This is a genomic window from Rouxiella sp. T17 (assembly GCF_036663475.1).
Taxonomy (GTDB): domain Bacteria; phylum Pseudomonadota; class Gammaproteobacteria; order Enterobacterales; family Enterobacteriaceae; genus Rouxiella.
Genome location: NZ_JAWUEA010000026.1, coordinates 36,859 through 57,193, shown reverse-complemented (window position 1 = coordinate 57,193; position 20,335 = coordinate 36,859). Strand labels below are relative to the sequence as shown.

The 20,335-nt window shown below is 49.7% G+C and carries 22 protein-coding genes and 1 pseudogene; 9 read left to right on the top strand and 14 right to left on the bottom strand.

Features of this window, described 5'->3' with window-relative positions:
• Positions 1-316: 316 nt before the first annotated feature.
• From glmM to rlmE, 4 genes are all read right to left on the bottom strand, one after another.
• Entirely contained in the window at positions 317-1,651 is a 1,335-nt protein-coding gene (gene glmM, locus SC206_RS06910; RefSeq protein WP_332735490.1) for a phosphoglucosamine mutase, read from the bottom strand.
• A 10-nt stretch (positions 1,652-1,661) separates the two neighbouring features.
• The gene (gene folP, locus SC206_RS06905; protein WP_332735488.1) at positions 1,662-2,498 is read right to left on the bottom strand and encodes a dihydropteroate synthase; all 837 of its coding nucleotides are present in this window, start codon (positions 2,496-2,498) and stop codon (positions 1,662-1,664) included.
• Positions 2,499-2,689: 191 nt separating this feature from the next.
• The gene (ftsH, locus tag SC206_RS06900; protein WP_332735486.1) at positions 2,690-4,633 is read right to left on the bottom strand and encodes an ATP-dependent zinc metalloprotease FtsH; all 1,944 of its coding nucleotides are present in this window, start codon (positions 4,631-4,633) and stop codon (positions 2,690-2,692) included.
• 56 nt (positions 4,634-4,689) lie between these two features.
• Positions 4,690-5,319: a 23S rRNA (uridine(2552)-2'-O)-methyltransferase RlmE gene (rlmE, locus tag SC206_RS06895; protein WP_332735484.1), complete on the bottom strand. Its 630-nt coding sequence runs from the start codon at positions 5,317-5,319 to the stop codon at positions 4,690-4,692.
• Between the two features lie 182 nt (positions 5,320-5,501).
• Between rlmE and yhbY the strand changes: the two genes are divergently transcribed.
• The gene (gene yhbY, locus SC206_RS06890) at positions 5,502-5,798 is read left to right on the top strand and encodes a ribosome assembly RNA-binding protein YhbY (protein WP_332735482.1); all 297 of its coding nucleotides are present in this window, start codon (positions 5,502-5,504) and stop codon (positions 5,796-5,798) included.
• Positions 5,799-5,954: 156 nt separating this feature from the next.
• On the opposite strand, the gene greA is transcribed toward yhbY, so the two are convergent.
• Positions 5,955-6,431, bottom strand: coding sequence for a transcription elongation factor GreA (greA, locus tag SC206_RS06885; protein ID WP_332735480.1), 477 nt, complete (start codon positions 6,429-6,431; stop codon positions 5,955-5,957).
• Positions 6,432-6,709: 278 nt separating this feature from the next.
• On the opposite strand from greA, the gene dacB reads away from it, so the two are divergent.
• The gene (gene dacB / locus SC206_RS06880; RefSeq protein WP_332735478.1) at positions 6,710-8,143 is read left to right on the top strand and encodes a serine-type D-Ala-D-Ala carboxypeptidase; all 1,434 of its coding nucleotides are present in this window, start codon (positions 6,710-6,712) and stop codon (positions 8,141-8,143) included.
• A 114-nt stretch (positions 8,144-8,257) separates the two neighbouring features.
• On the opposite strand, the gene cgtA is transcribed toward dacB, so the two are convergent.
• The 4 genes and pseudogenes from cgtA to rplU all read right to left on the bottom strand — a co-directional run bounded on the left by cgtA (position 8,258) and on the right by rplU (position 10,382).
• On the bottom strand, positions 8,258-9,424 hold the full coding sequence (cgtA, locus tag SC206_RS06875) for an Obg family GTPase CgtA (RefSeq protein WP_332735476.1): 1,167 nt from the start codon (positions 9,422-9,424) through the stop codon (positions 8,258-8,260).
• A gap of 148 nt (positions 9,425-9,572) precedes the next feature.
• A pseudogene (locus SC206_RS06870) lies at positions 9,573-9,693 on the bottom strand (EamA family transporter); the annotation flags it as partial.
• A 102-nt stretch (positions 9,694-9,795) separates the two neighbouring features.
• Positions 9,796-10,053, bottom strand: a complete 258-nt coding sequence (gene rpmA / locus SC206_RS06865) for a 50S ribosomal protein L27 (protein WP_009636773.1) — start codon at positions 10,051-10,053, stop codon at positions 9,796-9,798.
• A gap of 17 nt (positions 10,054-10,070) precedes the next feature.
• Positions 10,071-10,382, bottom strand: a complete 312-nt coding sequence (gene rplU / locus SC206_RS06860) for a 50S ribosomal protein L21 (RefSeq protein WP_332735473.1) — start codon at positions 10,380-10,382, stop codon at positions 10,071-10,073.
• 259 nt (positions 10,383-10,641) lie between these two features.
• On the opposite strand from rplU, the gene ispB reads away from it, so the two are divergent.
• Positions 10,642-11,613 (top strand): octaprenyl diphosphate synthase, encoded by a 972-nt coding sequence (gene ispB, locus SC206_RS06855; RefSeq protein WP_332735471.1) that lies wholly within the window; start codon positions 10,642-10,644, stop codon positions 11,611-11,613.
• A gap of 13 nt (positions 11,614-11,626) precedes the next feature.
• On the opposite strand, the gene SC206_RS06850 is transcribed toward ispB, so the two are convergent.
• Together SC206_RS06850 and SC206_RS06845 are read right to left on the bottom strand one after the other, a co-directional pair.
• Complete coding sequence (locus SC206_RS06850) at positions 11,627-12,052, bottom strand: DNA-binding protein (RefSeq protein ID WP_442976035.1); 426 nt, start codon at positions 12,050-12,052, stop codon at positions 11,627-11,629.
• A gap of 149 nt (positions 12,053-12,201) precedes the next feature.
• The gene (locus SC206_RS06845; RefSeq protein WP_332735469.1) at positions 12,202-12,558 is read right to left on the bottom strand and encodes a DNA-binding protein; all 357 of its coding nucleotides are present in this window, start codon (positions 12,556-12,558) and stop codon (positions 12,202-12,204) included.
• Between the two features lie 696 nt (positions 12,559-13,254).
• Here SC206_RS06845 and SC206_RS06840 point away from each other — a divergent pair.
• On the top strand, positions 13,255-13,557 hold the full coding sequence (locus tag SC206_RS06840; RefSeq protein ID WP_332735467.1) for a helix-turn-helix domain-containing protein: 303 nt from the start codon (positions 13,255-13,257) through the stop codon (positions 13,555-13,557).
• Between the two features lie 93 nt (positions 13,558-13,650).
• Here SC206_RS06840 and mdh read toward each other — a convergent pair whose 3' ends face one another.
• The gene (mdh, locus tag SC206_RS06835; RefSeq protein WP_332735465.1) at positions 13,651-14,616 is read right to left on the bottom strand and encodes a malate dehydrogenase; all 966 of its coding nucleotides are present in this window, start codon (positions 14,614-14,616) and stop codon (positions 13,651-13,653) included.
• 80 nt (positions 14,617-14,696) lie between these two features.
• Here mdh and SC206_RS06830 point away from each other — a divergent pair, with 80 nt between their 5' ends.
• The 3 genes from SC206_RS06830 (at position 14,697) to yhcN (ending at position 16,391) form a co-directional block, all read left to right on the top strand.
• Positions 14,697-14,876, top strand: coding sequence for a hypothetical protein (locus tag SC206_RS06830; RefSeq protein WP_332735463.1), 180 nt, complete (start codon positions 14,697-14,699; stop codon positions 14,874-14,876).
• Positions 14,877-15,092: 216 nt separating this feature from the next.
• Entirely contained in the window at positions 15,093-15,563 is a 471-nt protein-coding gene (gene argR / locus SC206_RS06825) for a transcriptional regulator ArgR (RefSeq protein ID WP_332735460.1), read from the top strand.
• A gap of 564 nt (positions 15,564-16,127) precedes the next feature.
• Positions 16,128-16,391 (top strand): peroxide/acid stress response protein YhcN, encoded by a 264-nt coding sequence (gene yhcN / locus SC206_RS06820; protein ID WP_332735458.1) that lies wholly within the window; start codon positions 16,128-16,130, stop codon positions 16,389-16,391.
• A 214-nt stretch (positions 16,392-16,605) separates the two neighbouring features.
• On the opposite strand, the gene mpl is transcribed toward yhcN, so the two are convergent.
• Complete coding sequence (gene mpl / locus SC206_RS06815; protein ID WP_332735456.1) at positions 16,606-17,985, bottom strand: UDP-N-acetylmuramate:L-alanyl-gamma-D-glutamyl-meso-diaminopimelate ligase; 1,380 nt, start codon at positions 17,983-17,985, stop codon at positions 16,606-16,608.
• Between the two features lie 167 nt (positions 17,986-18,152).
• On the opposite strand from mpl, the gene fbp reads away from it, so the two are divergent.
• Together fbp and ppa are read left to right on the top strand one after the other, a co-directional pair.
• Positions 18,153-19,157 (top strand): class 1 fructose-bisphosphatase, encoded by a 1,005-nt coding sequence (gene fbp, locus SC206_RS06810; RefSeq protein ID WP_332735454.1) that lies wholly within the window; start codon positions 18,153-18,155, stop codon positions 19,155-19,157.
• 186 nt (positions 19,158-19,343) lie between these two features.
• Positions 19,344-19,874: an inorganic diphosphatase gene (ppa, locus tag SC206_RS06805; RefSeq protein WP_332735452.1), complete on the top strand. Its 531-nt coding sequence runs from the start codon at positions 19,344-19,346 to the stop codon at positions 19,872-19,874.
• Between the two features lie 105 nt (positions 19,875-19,979).
• Here ppa and SC206_RS06800 read toward each other — a convergent pair whose 3' ends face one another.
• On the bottom strand, positions 19,980-20,333 hold the full coding sequence (locus SC206_RS06800) for a gamma-glutamylcyclotransferase family protein (RefSeq protein WP_332735450.1): 354 nt from the start codon (positions 20,331-20,333) through the stop codon (positions 19,980-19,982).
• Positions 20,334-20,335: the final 2 nt, after the last annotated feature.

Below are 20,335 nucleotides of genomic sequence, written 5' to 3'. Positions count from 1 at the left end.
GACCTACTGAAGCGGGTCTGAATACTAACCAAACCCTATTGGCTGCGCAAGAGCAATTTTCGGGTTGGCGTTCGTTTGCGGAAAAAAACGCCAAACGGCGTAATTTATTCGTGTTTCCGGCGAGAAGATGAACAATTACCCTCGTTCTTTTCTCGCCGAAGCCCTTCTCTTTTCTTACCTAAGCCCTATTCTTTTTTTCGAAGCCCTATTCTTTTTTTCGAAGCCCTATTCTTTTTTTCGAAACCCTATTCTTTTTTACGGAAATAGAGGAACAGGTTTTTGCGGCATCACGATCAATGCCGCAAAAAAGGTAAAATCAGACAGCTTTCACCGCGTCGGCAATTTTATTGGCCAGACTTTCGACCAGCGCAGCGTCTTCACCTTCGACCATTACGCGAATTAACGGCTCGGTGCCCGATTTGCGCAGCAGCACGCGGCCTTTGCCGGACAGCTGTTTTTCGACGGCGGCGGTCACGCTTTTCACTTCGGCATCTTCAAGCGGATCGTTCTGACCCGAGAAACGCACGTTGACCAGAATCTGCGGCAGCAATTTCATGCCACTGCACAGGTCGTGCAGGCTCATGTGGTTGCGAACCATGGCAGTAAGTACTTGCAAACCTGCCACAATGCCGTCGCCGGTCGTGGTTTTGTCGAGCAGGATAACGTGCCCCGAGTTCTCGGCACCAATTCGCCAGCCTTTCTCCTGCAGCTTCTCGAGCACGTAGCGGTCACCCACTTTGGCGCGAGCAAATGGAATTCCGAGCTGTTTTAATGCCAACTCGAGGCCCATATTGCTCATCAGCGTGCCGACAACGCCGCCTTTCAGCTGGCCCTGACGCAGGCCTTCACGAGCGATGATGTAGAGGATTTGGTCGCCGTCGACTTTGTTCCCTTCATGATCAACCATGATAATGCGGTCGCCGTCGCCGTCGAAGGCTAAGCCCAAATCGGCTTTCTCTTCGAGCACGCGCTGTTGCAACATGCGAACGTCGGTCGCGCCGCAACCTTCGTTGATGTTCATGCCGTCTGGCTCACAGCCGATAGCAATCACTTTGGCACCGAGTTCACGCATGACGCTTGGCGCAATGTGATAGGTCGCGCCGTTCGCGCAATCGACCACAATTTTTAAGCCGCTGAGGCTCAACTCCGCCGGGAATGTGCCCTTGCAGAATTCGATGTAACGGCCTGCGGCGTCAACGATACGGCTGGCCTTGCCCAATTCTGCGGATTCGACGCAGGTCAGCGGTTTTTCCATCTCGGCTTCGATCGCTTCTTCCACGTGATCCGGCAATTTTGCGCCATCCGTCGAGAAGAACTTGATGCCGTTATCGTAGTAAGGGTTGTGTGAAGCTGAAATCACGATTCCGGCTTCGGCACGGAAGGTGCGAGTCAGATAGGCGATGGCAGGGGTTGGCATCGGGCCGGTAAACGAGGCAGAAAGACCCGCGGCAGCAAGGCCCGCTTCAAGTGCAGACTCCAGCATATAGCCGGAAATACGCGTGTCTTTGCCAATAATCACTTTACCTGAGCTGTGGCGAGCCAAAACCTTGCCCGCGGCCCAACCGAGCTTCAGTACAAAATCAGGCGTAATCGGGGTATCGCCAACCTTGCCACGAATGCCGTCTGTACCAAAGTATTTACGGTTGCTCATAATTTATTTTTCATCCCTTCTTAGCTGAAAGTGTTGCTTCGACAATCCGCATGGCCTGCACCGTTTCTTTCACGTCATGAACGCGAATAATTTGCGCGCCCTGCATGGCAGCAATAACTGCACAGGCGACGCTGCCGGTGACGCGCTGCTCTGGAGCAACGTTTAACAGCTGGCCAATCATCGATTTTCTCGACATGCCGACGAGTAGCGGTAAACCAAAATGCTGAAACTCGGCCAATCTGGCCAGCAGCGCATAGTTATGTTGCAGATTCTTACCGAAACCGAAGCCTGGGTCGAGCAACAATTTGTCTTTTGCGATACCCGCATCGATACATTGGGCGATGCGCCGCACAAAATAGTCGTCTACCTCGGCTACCACGTCATTATATTGCGGCGCATGCTGCATCGTTTTTGGTTCGCCCTGCATGTGCATCAGGCATACGGGTAATCCCGTTTCTGCCGCCGCCTGCAGCGCACCCGGCTCTTGCAGCGAACGAATATCGTTTATGAGATGCGCACCCGCCGCGGCCGATTCGCGAATGACCGAGGCTTTCGACGTATCTACCGACAGCCAGACGTCAAAACGTTTTGCCAGCGCTTCGACAACGGGAACAACGCGCGACAGCTCTTCATCGTCGCTGACATCGGCCGCGCCCGGGCGAGTCGATTCACCGCCAATATCCAGAATCGTGGCGCCAGCATCGACCATCATTTTTGCGTGGGCGATAGCGGCGTCGAGATTATTATGACGACCACCGTCGGAGAAAGAGTCTGGCGTGACGTTAAGGATCCCCATCACCTGAGGAAAGTCGAGGTTGAGGATACTGCCGTTAGCGGTGAGTTGCATGCTGTTGTTCCTGTCGGGAGAAGCCTGAAAATAGAATTGCTGATTGGGCGCGGGGCTCAAAACGTAAAAAACCCCGGTCGAGGCCGGGGTTTTAGTTTAGTCAGTACAGGCGGTCGAAGCAAAGCCTGCAAATCAGCGTGTTGTGTGGCTTACCTTAGGCAACTTACTTTACGTCACTTGCCTTAGATAGATTACTTGCCGCTGAACTGCTCGCACATCGTATTGCCTGGGTTAGGCGTACGTGGCTCATCAACAGGCGTCGGCGCTTTTGGCGAACCGTTGTTGTCGTCTGAACCTGTGCTGGTTGCTGCGTCCCAACCGGCTGGCGGACGAACCACATCTTTACGCGTCATCAGATCGTCTATCTGAGGCGCGTCGATGGTTTCGTACGTCATCAGCGCTTTGGTCATGCTATGCAGGATGTCCATGTTGGCATCCAGAATTTCACGAGCACGCTTGTAGTTGACTTCGATCAGGGATTTAACTTCCTGGTCGATGATACGCGCGGTTTCATCAGACATGTGCTTGGCTTTCGCCACCGAACGACCCAGGAATACTTCGCCCTCTTCTTCTGCGTACAGAAGCGGACCCAGTTTCTCGGAGAAGCCCCACTGAGTGACCATGTTACGGGCAATCGAGGTAGCAACTTTGATGTCGTTGGATGCACCGGTAGACACTTTACCCGCACCGTAAATAATCTCTTCTGCCAAACGACCGCCGTAAAGGGTGGAGATCTGGCTTTCAAGCTTCTCGCGACTTGCGCTGATGGCGTCGCCTTCCGGCAGGAAGAACGTCACACCCAATGCACGACCACGTGGAATAATCGTTACTTTATGCACAGGGTCGTGACCCTTGTCTTTCAGTAACCAGCCGATGATGGCGTGGCCCGCTTCGTGATACGCGGTCGACTCTTTCTGCGCTTCGGTCATCACCATGGAGCGGCGTTCTGCACCCATCATGATTTTGTCTTTGGCCTTTTCAAACTCGACCATCGATACCACACGCTTGTTGCCACGCGCCGAGAACAGCGCCGCTTCGTTGACTAAGTTAGCCAGGTCAGCACCGGAGAAGCCCGGCGTACCGCGTGCAATTACCGCTGCATCGATATCTGGAGACAATGGAACGCGACGCATGTGAACTTTAAGGATCTGCTCACGACCGCGAACGTCCGGCAAGCCAACGACAACCTGACGGTCAAAACGACCTGGACGCAGCAGCGCCGGGTCAAGCACGTCTGGACGGTTGGTTGCGGCGATAACGATGATCCCTTCGTTACCTTCGAAGCCATCCATTTCAACCAGCATCTGGTTCAGGGTCTGCTCACGTTCGTCGTGACCACCACCCAAACCGGCGCCACGCTGACGACCGACCGCATCAATCTCATCGATAAAGATGATGCACGGTGCCGCTTTCTTGGCCTGTTCGAACATGTCACGCACACGAGATGCACCAACACCTACAAACATTTCAACGAAGTCGGAACCTGAAATGGTAAAGAACGGCACTTTTGCTTCACCCGCAATGGCTTTCGCCAGCAGGGTTTTACCGGTACCTGGCGGGCCCACCATCAGCACGCCTTTAGGAATTTTACCGCCCAGTTTCTGGAAACGGCTTGGCTCGCGCAGGTAATCTACCAGCTCGCTCACCTCTTCCTTGGCTTCGTCACAACCTGCAACGTCGGCAAAGGTGGTCTTGATTTGATCTTCCGTCAGCATGCGGGCTTTGCTTTTACCAAAGGACATTGCACCTTTGCCGCCACCGCCCTGCATTTGTCGCATAAAGAAGATCCAGACCCCTATCAGCAACAGCATCGGGAACCAGGAAATAAAGATAGATGCCAGCAGGCTCGGCTCTTCAGGCGGCTCACCAACAACTTTCACATTCTTCGTCAACAGGGTATCCAGTAACTTAGGATCGTTGACAGGGATATAGGTCGTGTATTTGTTACTGTCTTTCTTGGTAACGTCAATTTCACGGCCATTGATATGTGCTTCACGAATCTGGTCTTGGGTCAATTCGGACATGAAGGTAGAATAATCTACCCTACGGCCATTAGACTCGCTGGGCCCAAAGCTCTGAAATACAGACATCAATACAACCGCGATGACTAACCAGAGAATCAGGTTCTTCGCCATGTCACTCAAGGGATTAACCTCATATTACAACTGTGTTAACAAACAGCGTTAGGCAACTACACTTTCCGCCCTGTCGCTACGATGTACACTTCTCGGGAACGAGCTCGGGAAGCGTCTGGCTTACGAATCTTAACCTTCGTAAACAGGGAGCGAATTTCCCGCAGGTATTCTTCAAAACCATCTCCCTGGAACACCTTCACCAGGAAACTTCCGCCTGGTGCGAGTACATCACGACACATATCCAGCGCCAATTCAACTAGATACATCGATTTTGGTATATCGACTGCCGGTGTGCCACTCATATTCGGGGCCATATCGGACATGACCACCTGAACCTTGTTTTCTCCTACTCTTTCAAGCAGGGCTTTGAGTACGAGTTCATCACGAAAATCGCCCTGAAGGAAATCGACACCTACGATTGGATCCATAGGTAGAAGATCTAAAGCGATGATTCGCCCCTTGCTGCCGATCTGCGTTACTGCGTATTGCGACCATCCACCGGGCGCAGCGCCCAGGTCAACAACGGTCATCCCTTGTTTAAACAGCTTGTCGCCATGCTGTATTTCATCAAGTTTAAACCAGGCACGGGAACGCAGCCCTTTTTTCTGTGCTTCTAACACATATTTATCGCTAAAGTGTTCCTGCAACCAGCGACTGGAACTTGCAGAACGCTTTTTATTAGACATTATTTAGTAACCATATAGTTTTCAAACTACCCTGAGTAGAGCCCTTACAACAAGCTCTTAGCGTCGTTTAGTCTATGGTTAAGTCGTCCAGGCACGCCACTCAATGAAACACTGAGTTGGTGATATAGATGAGATGGCGGTAGAATGCCCCGTTTTCAATCCCAACTTAAGTAAAAAAGACGATGAATCTTAACAATAAACAAAAACAGTACCTGAAAGGCTTGGCACATCCGTTAAAACCGGTAGTCATGCTGGGTAATAACGGCCTCACTGAAGGCGTACTTGCCGAGATAGACCAGGCACTGCAACATCACGAACTCATCAAGGTGAAAATTGCCGCCGAAGAGCGTGAAACCAAGTCTTTGATCGCAGACGCCATTGTGCGTGAAACCAAGGCGATCAACGTGCAGGTCATCGGCAATATGCTGGTACTGTATCGCCCTTCTACCGAAGACCGCAAAATTATCTTACCGCGTTAACTTTTACGAGTTTAACGAAAAGCGCTGTGGAATTAACGAAAAGTTGCTATCTATACATGCTTTTACAAAAGGCCCTTGCGGGCCTTTTTTATTTTACCCAGTCAATCATAGGTAAAATTGGCGAGAAATCTCTTACAATCCGCGCCTTTTCGCACATTAAATATATTCTACTTTAAGCACTTCAAACTCGACTTCACCGCCCGGCGTCTTGATAACGACTACGTCATCTGCTTCTTTGCCAATCAGGCCACGAGCAATCGGCGAATTGACTGAAATTAGATTCTGTTTAAAGTCGGCTTCGTCGTCGCCTACGATGCGATAGGTCTGCTCTTCTTCGCTATCAAGATTCAGCACTTTAACCGTAGCCCCGAAAACGACGCGTCCGTTGGCAGGGATCTTCATGACATCAATAACCTGCGCGTTTGACAGCTTGGCTTCGATTTCCTGAATACGACCTTCGCAGAAACCCTGCTGCTCGCGGGCGGCATGATATTCGGCATTTTCTTTCAAATCGCCATGCTCGCGCGCAGTGGCAATGTCAGCAATAATTTTTGGGCGGCGAACGCTCTTGAGATGGTCTAGTTCTTCGCGTAATTTTTCTGCGCCACGCAATGTCATCGGAATCTGATTCATATTTTATTGCCTCTAACTTTGTCCTTTCGGTAAAACACCGTCCTGAATTTATCAGGAAGAAATCAGCCCTCTGTGGCCGACTCGCTCTGGCGATAAACAAAAAAAACCTCACCTGGAGCGGACTCCAAGCTAAGGTGGGGTTTTCATTTTGAGTGGTATTCTAACGTAGAGTTCCTTTGGGATCATTGATTACTTTCACCCACGTTGCGCCCCCGTTCGTTGCATCGTAGTATGGCACCACGTCATCCTGCAGTTATCCAGAGCCTATACTCAAAATAATGCGTTTTTTACGAATTGTCAGTGGATTAGCCTGCGCGTTTGCTCTTAGTGCCAACGCCGCCCAGGTAGAAAATTACACGCAGTACCTGCCGGAAGGCACGAATTTATCGGTACTGGTACAGAAAATTGGCGCTACGACGCCGGTTGTCGACTATCACGGCGACCAAATGGCGCTCCCGGCGAGCACCATGAAAATCTTTACCGCGCTGGCGGCCCTGCTGCAGTTAGGCCCCGATTTTCGTTTTAATACGACCTTTGAAACTAAAGGCAGTATCGGCGACGGCGTGTTACATGGCGATTTAATCGCCAGATTCGACGGCGACCCGACTTTTAAACGTCAGAATATTCGGAATATGGTCGCCGCGCTGAAAAAACAGGGCGTCAAAGAGATTAGCGGCGATGTGGTCATCGATACCTCCGTGTTTGCCAGCCACGACAAGGCGCCAGGCTGGCCGTGGAATGACATCACGCAGTGCTTTAGCGCGCCACCTGCCGCCGCGATTGTCGACCGCAACTGTTTCTCGGTTTCGCTTTATAGCGCCACCAAGCCTGACGAAAACGCGTTTATTCGCGTGGCATCCTATTATCCGGTGCAGATGTTCAGTCAGGTGAGAACGCTGGCCAAAGGCTCGCCAGACGCGCAGTACTGCGAGCTGGACGTCATGCCCGGCGAGTTCAACCGCTTTACGCTGACGGGCTGTTTGACTCAGCGTAGCGAGCCGCTGCCTTTAGCCTTCGCGATACAGGATGGCGCCGCCTATGCCGGTGAAATTCTCAAGCAAGAGCTGACGCAGGCGGATATTCAGATCGACGGCCGACTGAAAAGGCAAACGCGCGTGACGCCTGCTGCCACTATTTTGGCGCAGACCCAGTCGGCGCCGTTGCACGAGTTGCTGCACATGATGCTGAAAAAGTCTGACAACATGATTGCCGACACCGTATTCCGTACGCTGGGCCATCAGGTTTATGGCGTGCCGGGCACGTGGCGCGCGGGTTCAGACGCCGTACGTCAGATTTTGCGACAAAAAGCGGGAATTGTGATGGGCAACACAATTCAGGTCGATGGATCGGGCCTGTCGCGTCATGATTTGGTGTCACCTAAAACCATGATGCAGGCGCTGCAATATATCGCTCAGCATGACAACGAGCTGGATTTCATCTCGATGCTGCCGCTTGCGGGTCACGACGGTACGCTTCAGTATCGCGGCGGTCTGCACGAAGCCGGTGTCGATGGCAAAGTGTCGGCGAAAACGGGTTCACTGGCGGGCGTTTACAATCTGTCGGGCTTTATTACGGCAGCGAGTGGTCAGCGTTTGGCGTTTGTGCAGTATCTTTCGGGCTATGCCGTTCCACCTGAAGATCAGCGCACGCGACGCGCACCGCTGGTACGTTTCGAAAGCCGCCTCTATAAAGACATTTATTCTAATAACTGATCGTTGATGACTGCTAGCCAAGGCCTTCCTGCTGAAAGGGAAGGCATAAAAAAAGGTCGCTGCAAGAGCGACCTTTTTATTTTACCGAAAACCGATCAGGCGACTTGCGCGTGATTAACGTTCGTAAATGATTTCAACGCCTTCGTCGTCTTCATCATCCCAATCGTCCCAGTCATCATCTTCGTCTTCAACCACGGCCAGCTGTTCACGGTGGTAATCGTCCCACATGAACTCGACTTTCTCTGGTACGGCTTCTTCAACGGACATGTGTTTAGGATTTTCGTTGATGAACTTCATCACTTCCCAGCACAGCGCGTTGACGCCTTCGCGGTTGGCAGCGGAAATCAGGAAGTAATCCCCTTCCCAACCCATGCCTTCGGCGATTTCTTTAGCACGACGCTCGGCTTCTTCCTGACCAATCACGTCAATCTTGTTAAAGACCAACCAACGTGGTTTGTTTGCCAGCTTCTCGTTGTACTGCTTCAACTCATTGATGATGATCTTGGCATTTTCAACCGGATCGGTTTCATCAATCGGAGCGATATCAACCAGATGGAGAAGAACGCGGCAGCGCTCGAGGTGTTTCAGGAAGCGAATACCCAGACCGGCACCGTCAGACGCGCCTTCGATCAGACCTGGAATATCGGCCACCACGAAGCTCTGCTCGCTATCCATACGCACTACGCCGAGGCTTGGCACCAGCGTGGTAAACGGATAGTCGGCCACTTTTGGCTTGGCGGCAGAAACGGAACGAATGAAGGTCGATTTACCGGCATTCGGCAGACCCAGCATACCCACGTCGGCCAGCAGCATGAGTTCCAGCGAGAGATCACGCAGTTCACCTTTGGTGCCCATGGTTTTCTGACGCGGAGAACGGTTTACCGATGATTTAAAACGGGTGTTGCCCAGACCGTGCCATCCGCCTTTCGCGACCAGTTGAACCTGACCGTGACGCGTCATGTCGCCCAGCACTTCGCCGGTACCCTGATCCAGCACGCGCGTGCCCACAGGAATTTTGATGGTGATATCTTTACCGCGTTTGCCGGTACAGTCACGGCTCTGGCCGTTCTCGCCACGTTCGGCGCGGAAAGATTTAACAAAACGGTAGTCGATCAGGGTATTTAGGTTTTCGTCGGCAATCAGGTAAACATCACCGCCGTCGCCGCCGTCACCGCCGTCAGGGCCACCGTGAGGAATATATTTTTCGCGGCGGAAGCTTACGCAACCATTACCGCCATCGCCTGCTACGACCAGGATCGTCGCTTCATCTACAAACTTCATTTGAACTGTCTCCGTAAATCATTCACCCGGATGCTAAGTCAGCCATCGAGTCTTGTTCTGTTCCAGGATGCCGTGCGTGATGGCCCATTGCAGAATACATTGCCTCTGCAAGGTCCACAAAGGCTCAAAATAACCATTCAGGTTACGCACCGCAGAACAGAAGACAGGCTACTTGCCAGCATAAAAAATGTCTCAGGCTTCGCCATCGGAAGCAGTGCAATAGCACATAAAGTGTACAGCAAAATGAGAATCTGCGATGAAGTCAGTCTTATTGACTATCATTTTTATTGCCGGTGTTGGCCAACAGAATGTAAAAAGCCCCGCAACTAATTGCGGGGCTTACATCAATCTATCTAGACGCAGACAGTAAATTATTCAGCTTCGATGCTGATGAATTTACGGTTGTCTTTGCCTTTAACTTCGAACTTGACTTTACCGTCAGTCAAAGCAAACAGAGTGTGGTCACGACCGCAACCCACGTTGATACCCGCGTGGAATTTGGTGCCGCGCTGACGGACGATGATGCTGCCTGCCAGAACTGCTTCGCCGCCGAAACGCTTAACGCCAAGGCGTTTAGCTTCTGAGTCGCGACCGTTGCGTGTGGAACCGCCAGCCTTCTTGTGTGCCATAGTTTCGCTCTCCTAACTTAAGCGCTAATGCCGGTGATTTTAACATCAGTGAACCACTGACGGTGGCCCTGCTGCTTACGGTAGTGCTTACGACGACGGAACTTAACAATCTTGATCTTGTCGCCACGACCGTGAGCTACAACTTCAGCCTTGATCACACCGCCAGCAATTAAAGGCAAGCCGATGTTGATTTCTTCACCGTTAGCGATCATCAGAACTTGGTCAAACTCAATTGTTTCACCAGTTGCGATGTCCAGCTTTTCCAAGCGAACAGTTTGACCTTCGCTTACTCGGTGTTGTTTACCACCACTTTGGAAAACCGCGTACATATAAAACTCCGCTTTCCGCGCACTCAACTTTGTATAGTCCAGAGGGCGCTATAAATATTCACAATAGGGCGCGAATTCTACGCAAAAAATCAGCATATGACAAGAGCACAATCACCAGAAAAGAAGAAAAAAAGCGCAGTTCATTTGAACGCGTTTATCTCACTCATTTTTCAAGTACAATCTCTGCTACAGTTTGCATCATGTGCCAATGTGAGCCCGTTCTCATTGCGGTGAAGAGAAATAAAGCCGAAAAATCACAATGAACCTAGAACAGATTACCGACCTCACCGAACAGGATATGGCTGCAGTCAATGCGGCAATTCTCGACCAGTTGAACTCTGATGTTTCGCTCATCAATCAACTTGGATATTACATCATTAGCGGTGGTGGTAAACGAATTCGCCCGATGATTGCCGTTCTTGCTGCCCGCGCCCTGAGCTATAAGGGTGACAAGCATGTGACCGTCGCTGCGCTGATAGAGTTTATCCATACTGCAACCTTGTTGCATGACGACGTGGTCGATGAATCCAATATGCGCAGGGGCAAAGCCACTGCCAACGCGGCGTTTGGTAACGCGGCGAGCGTACTGGTAGGCGATTTCATCTATACCCGCGCTTTCCAGATGATGACCGATCTGGAGTCGCTGCCCGTGCTGGCGCTGATGTCCAAGGCCGTCAACGTGATTGCCGAAGGCGAAGTTCTGCAGCTCATGAACTGCAACGATCCGGATATTACTGAAGAAAGCTACATGCAGGTTATCTACAGTAAAACGGCGCGTCTGTTCGAAGCGGCGGCACAGGCTTCTGCCATGCTGGCGGGCGGAACCGATGCGCAGGTTCGCGCGCTGCAAGACTATGGCCGCTATCTGGGCACGGCTTTCCAGCTGATTGACGATCTGCTCGATTACGACGCCGATGGTGAAACGCTGGGTAAAAATACCGGTGATGACCTGGATGAAGGCAAACCTACTCTGCCTTTGCTGCATGCCATGAAACACGGTAATGCCGAGCAGTCGAGCATGATCCGCCAGGCTATCGAGCAAGGTAACGGCCGACATCTGCTCGAGCCGGTGCTGCAAGCCATGCACCAGTGCGGCTCGCTCGAGTACACGCGCAAACGTGCTGAAGAAGAGGCTGACAAGGCGATTGCTGCGCTTCAGGCGCTGCCTGAGTCGTCTCACCGCGTGGCGCTTGAAGGGCTCGCCCATCTCGCCGTTAAACGTGATTTCTAAGTACTAACCTAGCTCACGAGCAAGGCTCGCTTTTTTCAGCCGGCCTTGCTTCATTCGCGTCAACCCTCTCTCTCAATTCAACCTGCCCACGTTCATTGCCTAAACGATTTATCACCGCCAGCATGCCCTCCCTCATGATGAAAGAGACGATTTGTTCGCGCTCGTGGCTATTAAGCTGTTTGTAGCTTTCAATCCAGATTAATAACGGATCTTGCCCGTTGGCGCACAGGTACTCGGCTGATTTTTCCTGAATGACAAGTGCCGGTTTCATCACTTTAGGCAGGCTGCTGGCATGATATTCGACCGCCTTGCCCTGCACGCCCACTCGCCGACGCTTTTCCCATTTTTGTCGTCTTGCCATGCAATGGATACCCTGTGGCGTTATAGGTAAACCATTAGCCCCAGCAAGCTCCTGAGCTGTAAACCATTCCTTTTTCATGGCATTCCTTTTATTAATTTAAAACCTGAGACGTTAACCGAGCTTATTTAATGGCGACCCTTACAATACAGTTAACACATAAGCAATCACATTTACATCAACAGTTAATTAATAATTTCAATTAGCGGCCAACCATATATTTATCAAATTTAATCGCTATTTATATTGATTCGATTGATAACTTCAAGCATTCCTTCACGAACGATAAAAGTGATCAACTTTTTCCTCTCCTTTTCATTTAGCTGATTATAACTTTCAACCCAGATACTCAGCGGATCTTGATGTCGTGGATAAAGATAATCAACAGAAGGTTCATGCAGCACTATTTTCTGAGTCGTGGCAATGGGAATGCTATCCTTATGATATTCAACGCCTCTTCCCTGCGTGCCGTACCTTCTTCGTCTCTTCCAGTTTTGACGTCGAGCCATGCTGTGGATACCCTGTGTTGATGAAGGAAGTCCGGAAAACGCAATTAATTCTTTGGCAGAAAACCACTCACGATTCATAAAAACGCTCTCTATTTAACGTGTATGCATAGTTATAATATATAAGGCCATCATATTTATATTGATAGCATTTATATTTATGATGAAAAAGCCATCCACTTATCGTTAAAAACTTGCTCCTGATAAAGCCTGCAAATTTCCTTTTTTCCATGAACATTTAAGTTATACCACTAGCTTGTAAACTTTGGCATTAGATATTTTAGGACAGCGTAACTTTACTTTTTTTTGATGAAATGTTTTTATCGAGAAAAATAAAACTAACGGCGGCATTTAACCATCAAGCGTAACTTTCCTGCATAATATTCAAGGCAATAAAAAATAAAGACCAGTTAATACATGAAGATAAAAAACATGCCCTTTAATAACTTTTATTGCCTTTCAGAAACCCATCGAAAAAAAGTATTATTCAATCACGATTAACGATTCCGAAAAATAGCGCTATAAGCACGTAAGTGGTTTCCTTTGATTTAACGAATAAGTTCTAAAAATAACGATTACAAGTAGTTAAGTTGATAACTCTCCTCAACTAATTGTTCAAATAAGACGAACAACTCATGATGAAAAATAAAAATATCTTTTGAGAAACCGGTTTGAACAATGTCCATATTTTTGCTCTTATATGTTTCCTAATGGGAATTTAAGAAATTAAGCCACATTATAACTTCGCCTGCCAGCTCATTACACAAGGGAGCCACTATGCTTTTACGGAAAGAAGATTGGCATCATGCCGATATTATTGCATCGCTGCATAAACAACGCACGACTCTCGCTGCCCTTTCGCGTTCAGCCGGACTTAGCTCGTCCACGCTGGCAAACGCACTGTCGCGCCCCTGGCCAAAAGGAGAATGGATTATTGCCAATGCGTTACAGCTACATCCGTCGGAGATCTGGCCGAGCCGCTATTTTGATCCGCATACCGATGAGCTTATTGAAAGGAAAATGCGTGCAACGTCGCAGCCTAAAGCTAAAACCGAGTTGCTTGGGAGGAGTAACCGCTAACGTGGATGATTAACGCTAACGAACCGCCGGAGAGGTTTCCGGCGGGTTATAACAAAGGGAAGATAAATCAAGTAAGGCGATATTTTTCAAGGATTAACCGGTAGCAGACGCCGTCGGCTGAGCATTATTGACAAACTGTTCCCCCAGCTCGATATCCTTGCGCAGCTCTTCAAGCATCGCGTCCAACGCATTTTGTTCAAACTGGCTTAAGTTACCAATCGGTTGAAACGCCTCGATGCCGTCTTTGCCCAAAAGCACCGGTTGTGCAAAGAAACGACTATATTCGCCGTCACCCTCGACGTACGAGCACTCAATCACGCCCGCTTTGCCCTGCATTGCGCTAACCAGTGAAAGCCCCAGCCGCGCGGCTGCCTGAGCCATTGACAGCGTTGCCGATCCTCCGCCCGCCTTCGCTTCTACCACTTCGGTTCCGGCATTCTGAATGTGACGCGTTAACGCGCTGATTTCATCTTCCGTAAAGGTCACGTCAGGAATTTGCGATAGCAAAGGCAGAATCGTCAGGCCTGAATGGCCGCCAATGACCGACACTTCAACTTCCTGCGGCAGTTTGCCCTTTAACTCGGCGACAAAGGTGTTGGCGCGCAGCGTATCGAGCGTAGTGATGCCAAACAGCTTGCGTTTGTCATAGACGCCCGCTTTCTTTAATACCTCGGCGGCAATCGCGACGGTAGTGTTGACGGGATTGGTAATAATGCCGATACAGGCTTGTGGACAGGTTTCGGCAACCTGCTGCATAAGGTTGCGAATGATACCCGCATTAACCTTGAACAGGTCGGAGCGATCCATACCGGGCTTGCGGGCAACTCCGGCTGAAATCAGCACCACGTGCGCGTCTTTCAGCGCGGGTCTGGCATCTTCGCCACTGAATCCTTTGATGTTTACGGCGGTGGGAATATGGCTGAGGTCTACCGCTACGCCCGGAGTAACGGGAGCAATATCATAGAGGGAGAGGTCAGAGCCAGACGGCAATTGAGTCTTGAGTAGTAAAGCAAGGGCCTGGCCTATTCCGCCAGCGGCGCCAAGGACTGCAACTTTCATCCTGTACTCCTTTTTAAATGACGTTAAAAAACATCATGCTTTCATTCACTTAATAAGCATTAACTTAATAACCTTAGTAAATGGCAGTATTAAAAACAAACGACCAATTTATATATTGCGAGCTGGCGCAGAAATTAAATGAAGAAGCCGCACAGGAAATTAAAATTATTATTCTTTATCAAAAAGATAAAATTTCATTAGCAGGATCAATTAATAGCCTGCTGAAATTAATCGTTTTAAATAAAGTACAAAAAATATGAAAAATTAAAAAATGCTTTAATCGGAATGAAATTTATTTTAAAGCTTAAACAGCCGTGAACAGGTTCTATTAACTTCTCGATAAGATAAAAGGTAATTAACGGGTTAAGGCTTTTAGAAACTTGACTTTGTTTAGCTAAAAATAGATGTTTTATTGCATAAAAATTCAAATTTATGCATAATCAACGCCATAACTACTGTCAATCTATGGGTCTAACATGCGTAATCCTGCCAAACAGGAAGATTTAATCAAAGCTTTCAAGGCGCTCTTGAAGGAAGAGAAGTTCAGCTCTCAGGGTGAAATCGTTGTCGCACTGCAAGATGATGGCTTCGAGAACATCAATCAGTCTAAAGTCTCTCGTATGCTGACCAAGTTTGGCGCCGTCAGGACCCGCAATGCCAAGATGGAAATGGTCTACTGTCTGCCCGCAGAAATTGGCGTACCGACCACCACCAGCCCGTTGAAAAATCTGGTATTGGACATCGATTATAACGATGCCGTCGTGGTTATTCGTACCAGCCCGGGCGCGGCGCAGCTGATTGCACGCCTGCTCGACTCACTCGGTAAATCTGAAGGTATTCTCGGCACCATCGCGGGCGATGACACCATCTTTATTACCCCGGCGCGCAAGTTTACCGTAAAACAGCTGTTCGATGCGATTCTCAGCCTGTTCGAGCAAGAGCTTTAATTGGCTCATTGGTCGGTAAGTCTTGCTTACCGACCAGTTTACGCGTCTAACTCTTCCTGATTATTCGCCCGATATCCGATACACCAGTACGATCGCCTGCTAAATTCCGCACAGATAGCTCATTCTGCTCAATCGATTGATTTTAAATAAATTTAACGAAAAAAGCACAATAAAACCCCACTTTTTATGCTTTTCGGCTATTAAAAACACAAAACTCAGCATAATAATTACTTAGCTTACTATTAATATGCGACGTTATTAGCAGTATAATCTTCCGCATAGTAAGGCGTGCAGCAAGACTGGATTAAGATTTTATTAAGTGCAGTAGCGCATGTCCTGAACTGACGAATTTTGAATACCCATTCAAAAGCCGCCGATAAAACGGATTTATCGCCGCGAAAACCATGCATTTGTTCGCCGACCTGTCTCACAGGCCCCACGTGACGCTGTTTATGCATAATGAAGTTTTCTAACCTGATAAATCCAACAATTAATCTGCGTTGAACCTTGCACCGACTTACAAACAGCGGGCAGCCTGCGCACAGGTAAATTAAGGAAACTATCATGAAAATCACCACAGCTTTTGCCGCTCTCGGTCTGCTGACCGCCGTTTCATTTGGCGCGTCTGCTGCACAACTGATCACTAGCCAGCAGGCTCAGAATTTACAGCCAATGGGAACGATCACCGTGAGTGGTATTGATGGTGTGCCAACTGATATTCGTCAGCAGCTGTCACAGAAAGCAGATAATGAAGGGGCCTCGTCTTACCGTGTGATCGAAGCGCGTAACGAAGGCAACTATCACGCCACTGCGCAGATCTACAAATAAGAGCCAGGATCCTTCCGACTCTTATCTGGTTAGAGATTTAGGTAGTACGTTGAAATAGAAAAAGATTTCAAGAAAAGAACTGTTAACAAGCAGAACGTAATCAAGTAAAGCTTTAAAAACGAACCCTCGTCGTCCTGTCCGACGACACCCTTTTGCCCTCGCAATGCGAGGGCTTTTTTTTGGCAAGGATCGGATCAGAGGTTATCGCTGAAGATCACTTCTGCGAGACTTTCAGTGCTTTTTTCTCTAACGCTTCCAGCAATTTGCCGTGAATGCCACCGAATCCGCCGTTGCTCATCACCAAGATGTGATCGCCCGGCAGCGCCGTTTTGACAATCATATCGACCAGCGCATCGACATCGGCATGCCAATGAGTCGGCTGAATGCAGTGCTCGGCCACCTCGGACACCTGCCACGGAATGTTGTGCGGTTGCAGCAGGAAGATTTCGTCGGCACGCCCCAGCGCAGGCGCCAGCTCATTTTTGCTCTTGCCCAGCTTCATGGTATTGGAACGAGGCTCAAGCACGGCAATAATGCGCGCCGTACCGCCAACTTTGCTGCGCAGGGCGGCAAGCGTGGCCAGAATCGCCGTCGGATGATGAGCAAAATCATCATAAACTTTGACACCAAAGGCTTCGCCGCGCAGCTCGAGACGACGACGGGCGTTGATGAAGGTCCCGAGCGCCTGACAGGCATCCGCAGGACTCACGCCAACGTGACGCGCGGCAGCCACCGCCATCAGCGCATTATGCATGTTGTGCTCGCCCACCAGCGACCAGCAGACTTCACCCGCGACTTCACCGTTGAGATAAACCTGGAATTTGCTGGCGTCCGGCGAGGTTTTTTTCGCGTTCCACGTACAGCCGTCACCGGCGTACTCCTGCTCACTCCAGCATCCCATCGCCATCACCTGTTTCAACGGCGTGTCGTGTTCGGGAAGGATTATTTTTCCCTGTCCCGGCACCAGACGCACCAGATGGTGGAACTGTTTCTGAATGGCTTTTAAATCGTCGAAAATATCGGCGTGGTCGAACTCAAGGTTATTCAGCACCAGCGTGCGCGGGCTGTAATGAACGAATTTCGAGCGCTTGTCAAAGAAGGCGCAGTCATATTCGTCCGCTTCAATCACCATGAACGGGCTGTCACCCAGACGCGCAGAAACCTCAAAGTTGCCCGGCACGCCGCCAATCACATAGCCAGGCTGATAGCCACAGGCTTCAAGGATCCAGGTGACCATTCCGGCCGTCGTCGTTTTACCGTGCGTACCCGCGACGGCGATTACCCAGCGGCCGGGCAATACGTGGTCGTGCAGCCACTGCGGGCCAGACACGTAAGGAATGCCCTGCTCGAGTACGGCCTCGACGCAAGGATTGCCGCGCGTCATGGCATTGCCAATAATGACCAAATCGGGCTTCGGCTCAAGCTGCGTCGGCGAATATCCCTGAATCAGATTAATCCCCTGATTCTCGAGCAAGGTGCTCATCGGCGGATAAACATTATCGTCCGATCCGGTAACCTCATGTCCCTGAGCGCGCGCCAGCATAGCCAGTCCGCCCATAAAAGTGCCGCAAATCCCCAGAATATGAATGCGCATATATTTTCCATAAGTGCTCTTAGTCAGCGGCTATTCTAACGCTCGGAATCCTCCAGAAGAAATGGATTTGCCTATGATCCGTCCATATATTTGGGCTAAACTGCTTTCGCTTCTGTAAATGATTTATTATAAATCGGTTACTCATCCTAAGATTCAGGGAACGTATCATGAAAACGTTAGGCGAATTTATTGTTGAAAAGCAGCATGACTTTCCACATGCAACGGGCGAGCTTACTGCACTGCTGTCTGCAATAAAGCTTGGTGCTAAGATTATTCATAGGGATATCAATAAAGCAGGTCTGGTAGACATACTGGGCGCGAGCGGCGTTGAGAACATTCAGGGCGAAGTTCAGATGAAACTCGACCTGTATGCGAACGAAAAGCTTAAGGCAGCGATGAAAGCGCGCGGCGAAATTGCCGGTATCGCTTCCGAAGAAGAAGACGAAATTGTTATCTTCGACGGCGAACGCGCCAACAATGCGAAATATGTCATTTTAATGGATCCGCTGGACGGTTCGTCGAACATCGACGTTAACGTTTCCGTCGGCACCATCTTCTCCATTTATCGCCGTACTTCGCCACTGGGTCAGCCAGTTACCGAAGCGGACTTCCTGCAACCGGGCAGTCAGCAGGTCGCGGCAGGTTATGTGGTTTATGGTTCTTCAACCATGCTGGTGTACACCACGGGTGCCGGCGTTCACGCCTTTACCTATGACCCGTCACTCGGCGTGTTCTGCCTGAGCCATGAAAAAGTCATGTTCCCGCCAAAAGGCTACATGTATTCCATTAACGAAGGGAACTACATCAAATTCCCGAAAGGCGTTAAGAAATACATCAAGTACTGTCAGGAGCAGGATGAAGAGTCAGGTCGTCCTTATACCTCACGCTATATCGGCTCTCTGGCCGCCGACTTCCACCGCAATCTGCTGAAAGGCGGGATCTACATTTACCCAAGCACCGCGAGCCATCCTCAGGGCAAGCTGCGTTTGCTGTACGAATGTAATCCGATGGCGTTCCTGGCCGAACAGGCGGGCGGCAAGGCAAGCGACGGGATTAACCGTATTCTGGATATCGTGCCGCAAAAACTGCACGAGCGCGCACCTTTCTTCGTGGGCAACTGCGACATGGTTGAAGATGCCGAACGCTTTATCAAACAGTATCCTGACGAATAAAAACCCTGCAGGCTGTTTGCTAAGTTACTTCCAAGTACCCTAATCACGGGGTGGCGTAATGCCGCCCCGTCTTGTTTTTAGTTAAACGCTTTTAAGATAAAGCTGTCGATGAAAAGGCAGGAATTCCTGTCGGAGTTGGCTATAATGTGCGGCACTCCATTTCTGGTTCAATAAAGGAAACCAACAATGAGCTTAATTAATGTACCGGCTGGTAAAGACCTGCCAGAAGATATCTATGTTGTTATCGAAATTCCGGCCAATGCCGATCCAATCAAATATGAAGTAGATAAAGATACCGGTGCACTTTTTGTTGACCGTTTCATGTCAACCGCGATGTTCTACCCGTGCAACTACGGTTATATCAACCACACCCTGTCTTTAGACGGTGACCCGGTTGACGTGCTGGTTCCAACTCCATATCCGCTGCAGCCTGGTTCCGTTATTCGCTGCCGTCCAGTTGGCGTGCTGAAAATGACCGACGAATCTGGCGAAGATGCGAAAGTTGTTGCAGTTCCACACACCAAGCTGAGCAAAGAATACGATCACATCAAAGATGTGAACGATCTGCCAGAATTGCTGCGCGGCCAAATCACCCACTTCTTCGAGCAGTACAAAGCGCTGGAAAAAGGCAAATGGGTTAAAGTTGAAGGCTGGGATAACGCAGAAGCTGCAAAAGCTGAAATCGTGACCTCTTTCGAGCGCGCCAAAGCTAAATAAGTCTGCTTGACCGTTTGGTCGTAGCAAAAATTTGGTTATAGCGAAAAAAAACACCGCCCATTCAGGCGGTGTTTTTTTATGACTAAGACGACCTTTATTTTATTCTCACTTCTCTACTTTTTTAATACGGTTGAGCCAGTCGCCACCTTCAATCCGATCCACGCCTTCCAGCGGGCGAATATAAAGATAAATCCATGCACTACCATAAGGTGTAGAGATTAGCTCTCGACGATAATCCTTGGTGTTACTTTTCAGTTCGTCAAGCTCAGCCATAATGGATGAGTTGATGCGGTAAACTTCGCAGTAGATCTTTCCCTCTCCGGGAACCGCTGCCGGATAATGCCCCAAATCATACAGGGCATAGCCGTCAAGCTCGTGGTCACCCAACCACTGAGCGTTTGTCATCCAGTGACTATTACCTTGCTTGCGTCGTAAACTGCCGTAGACAATTATTCGCATGG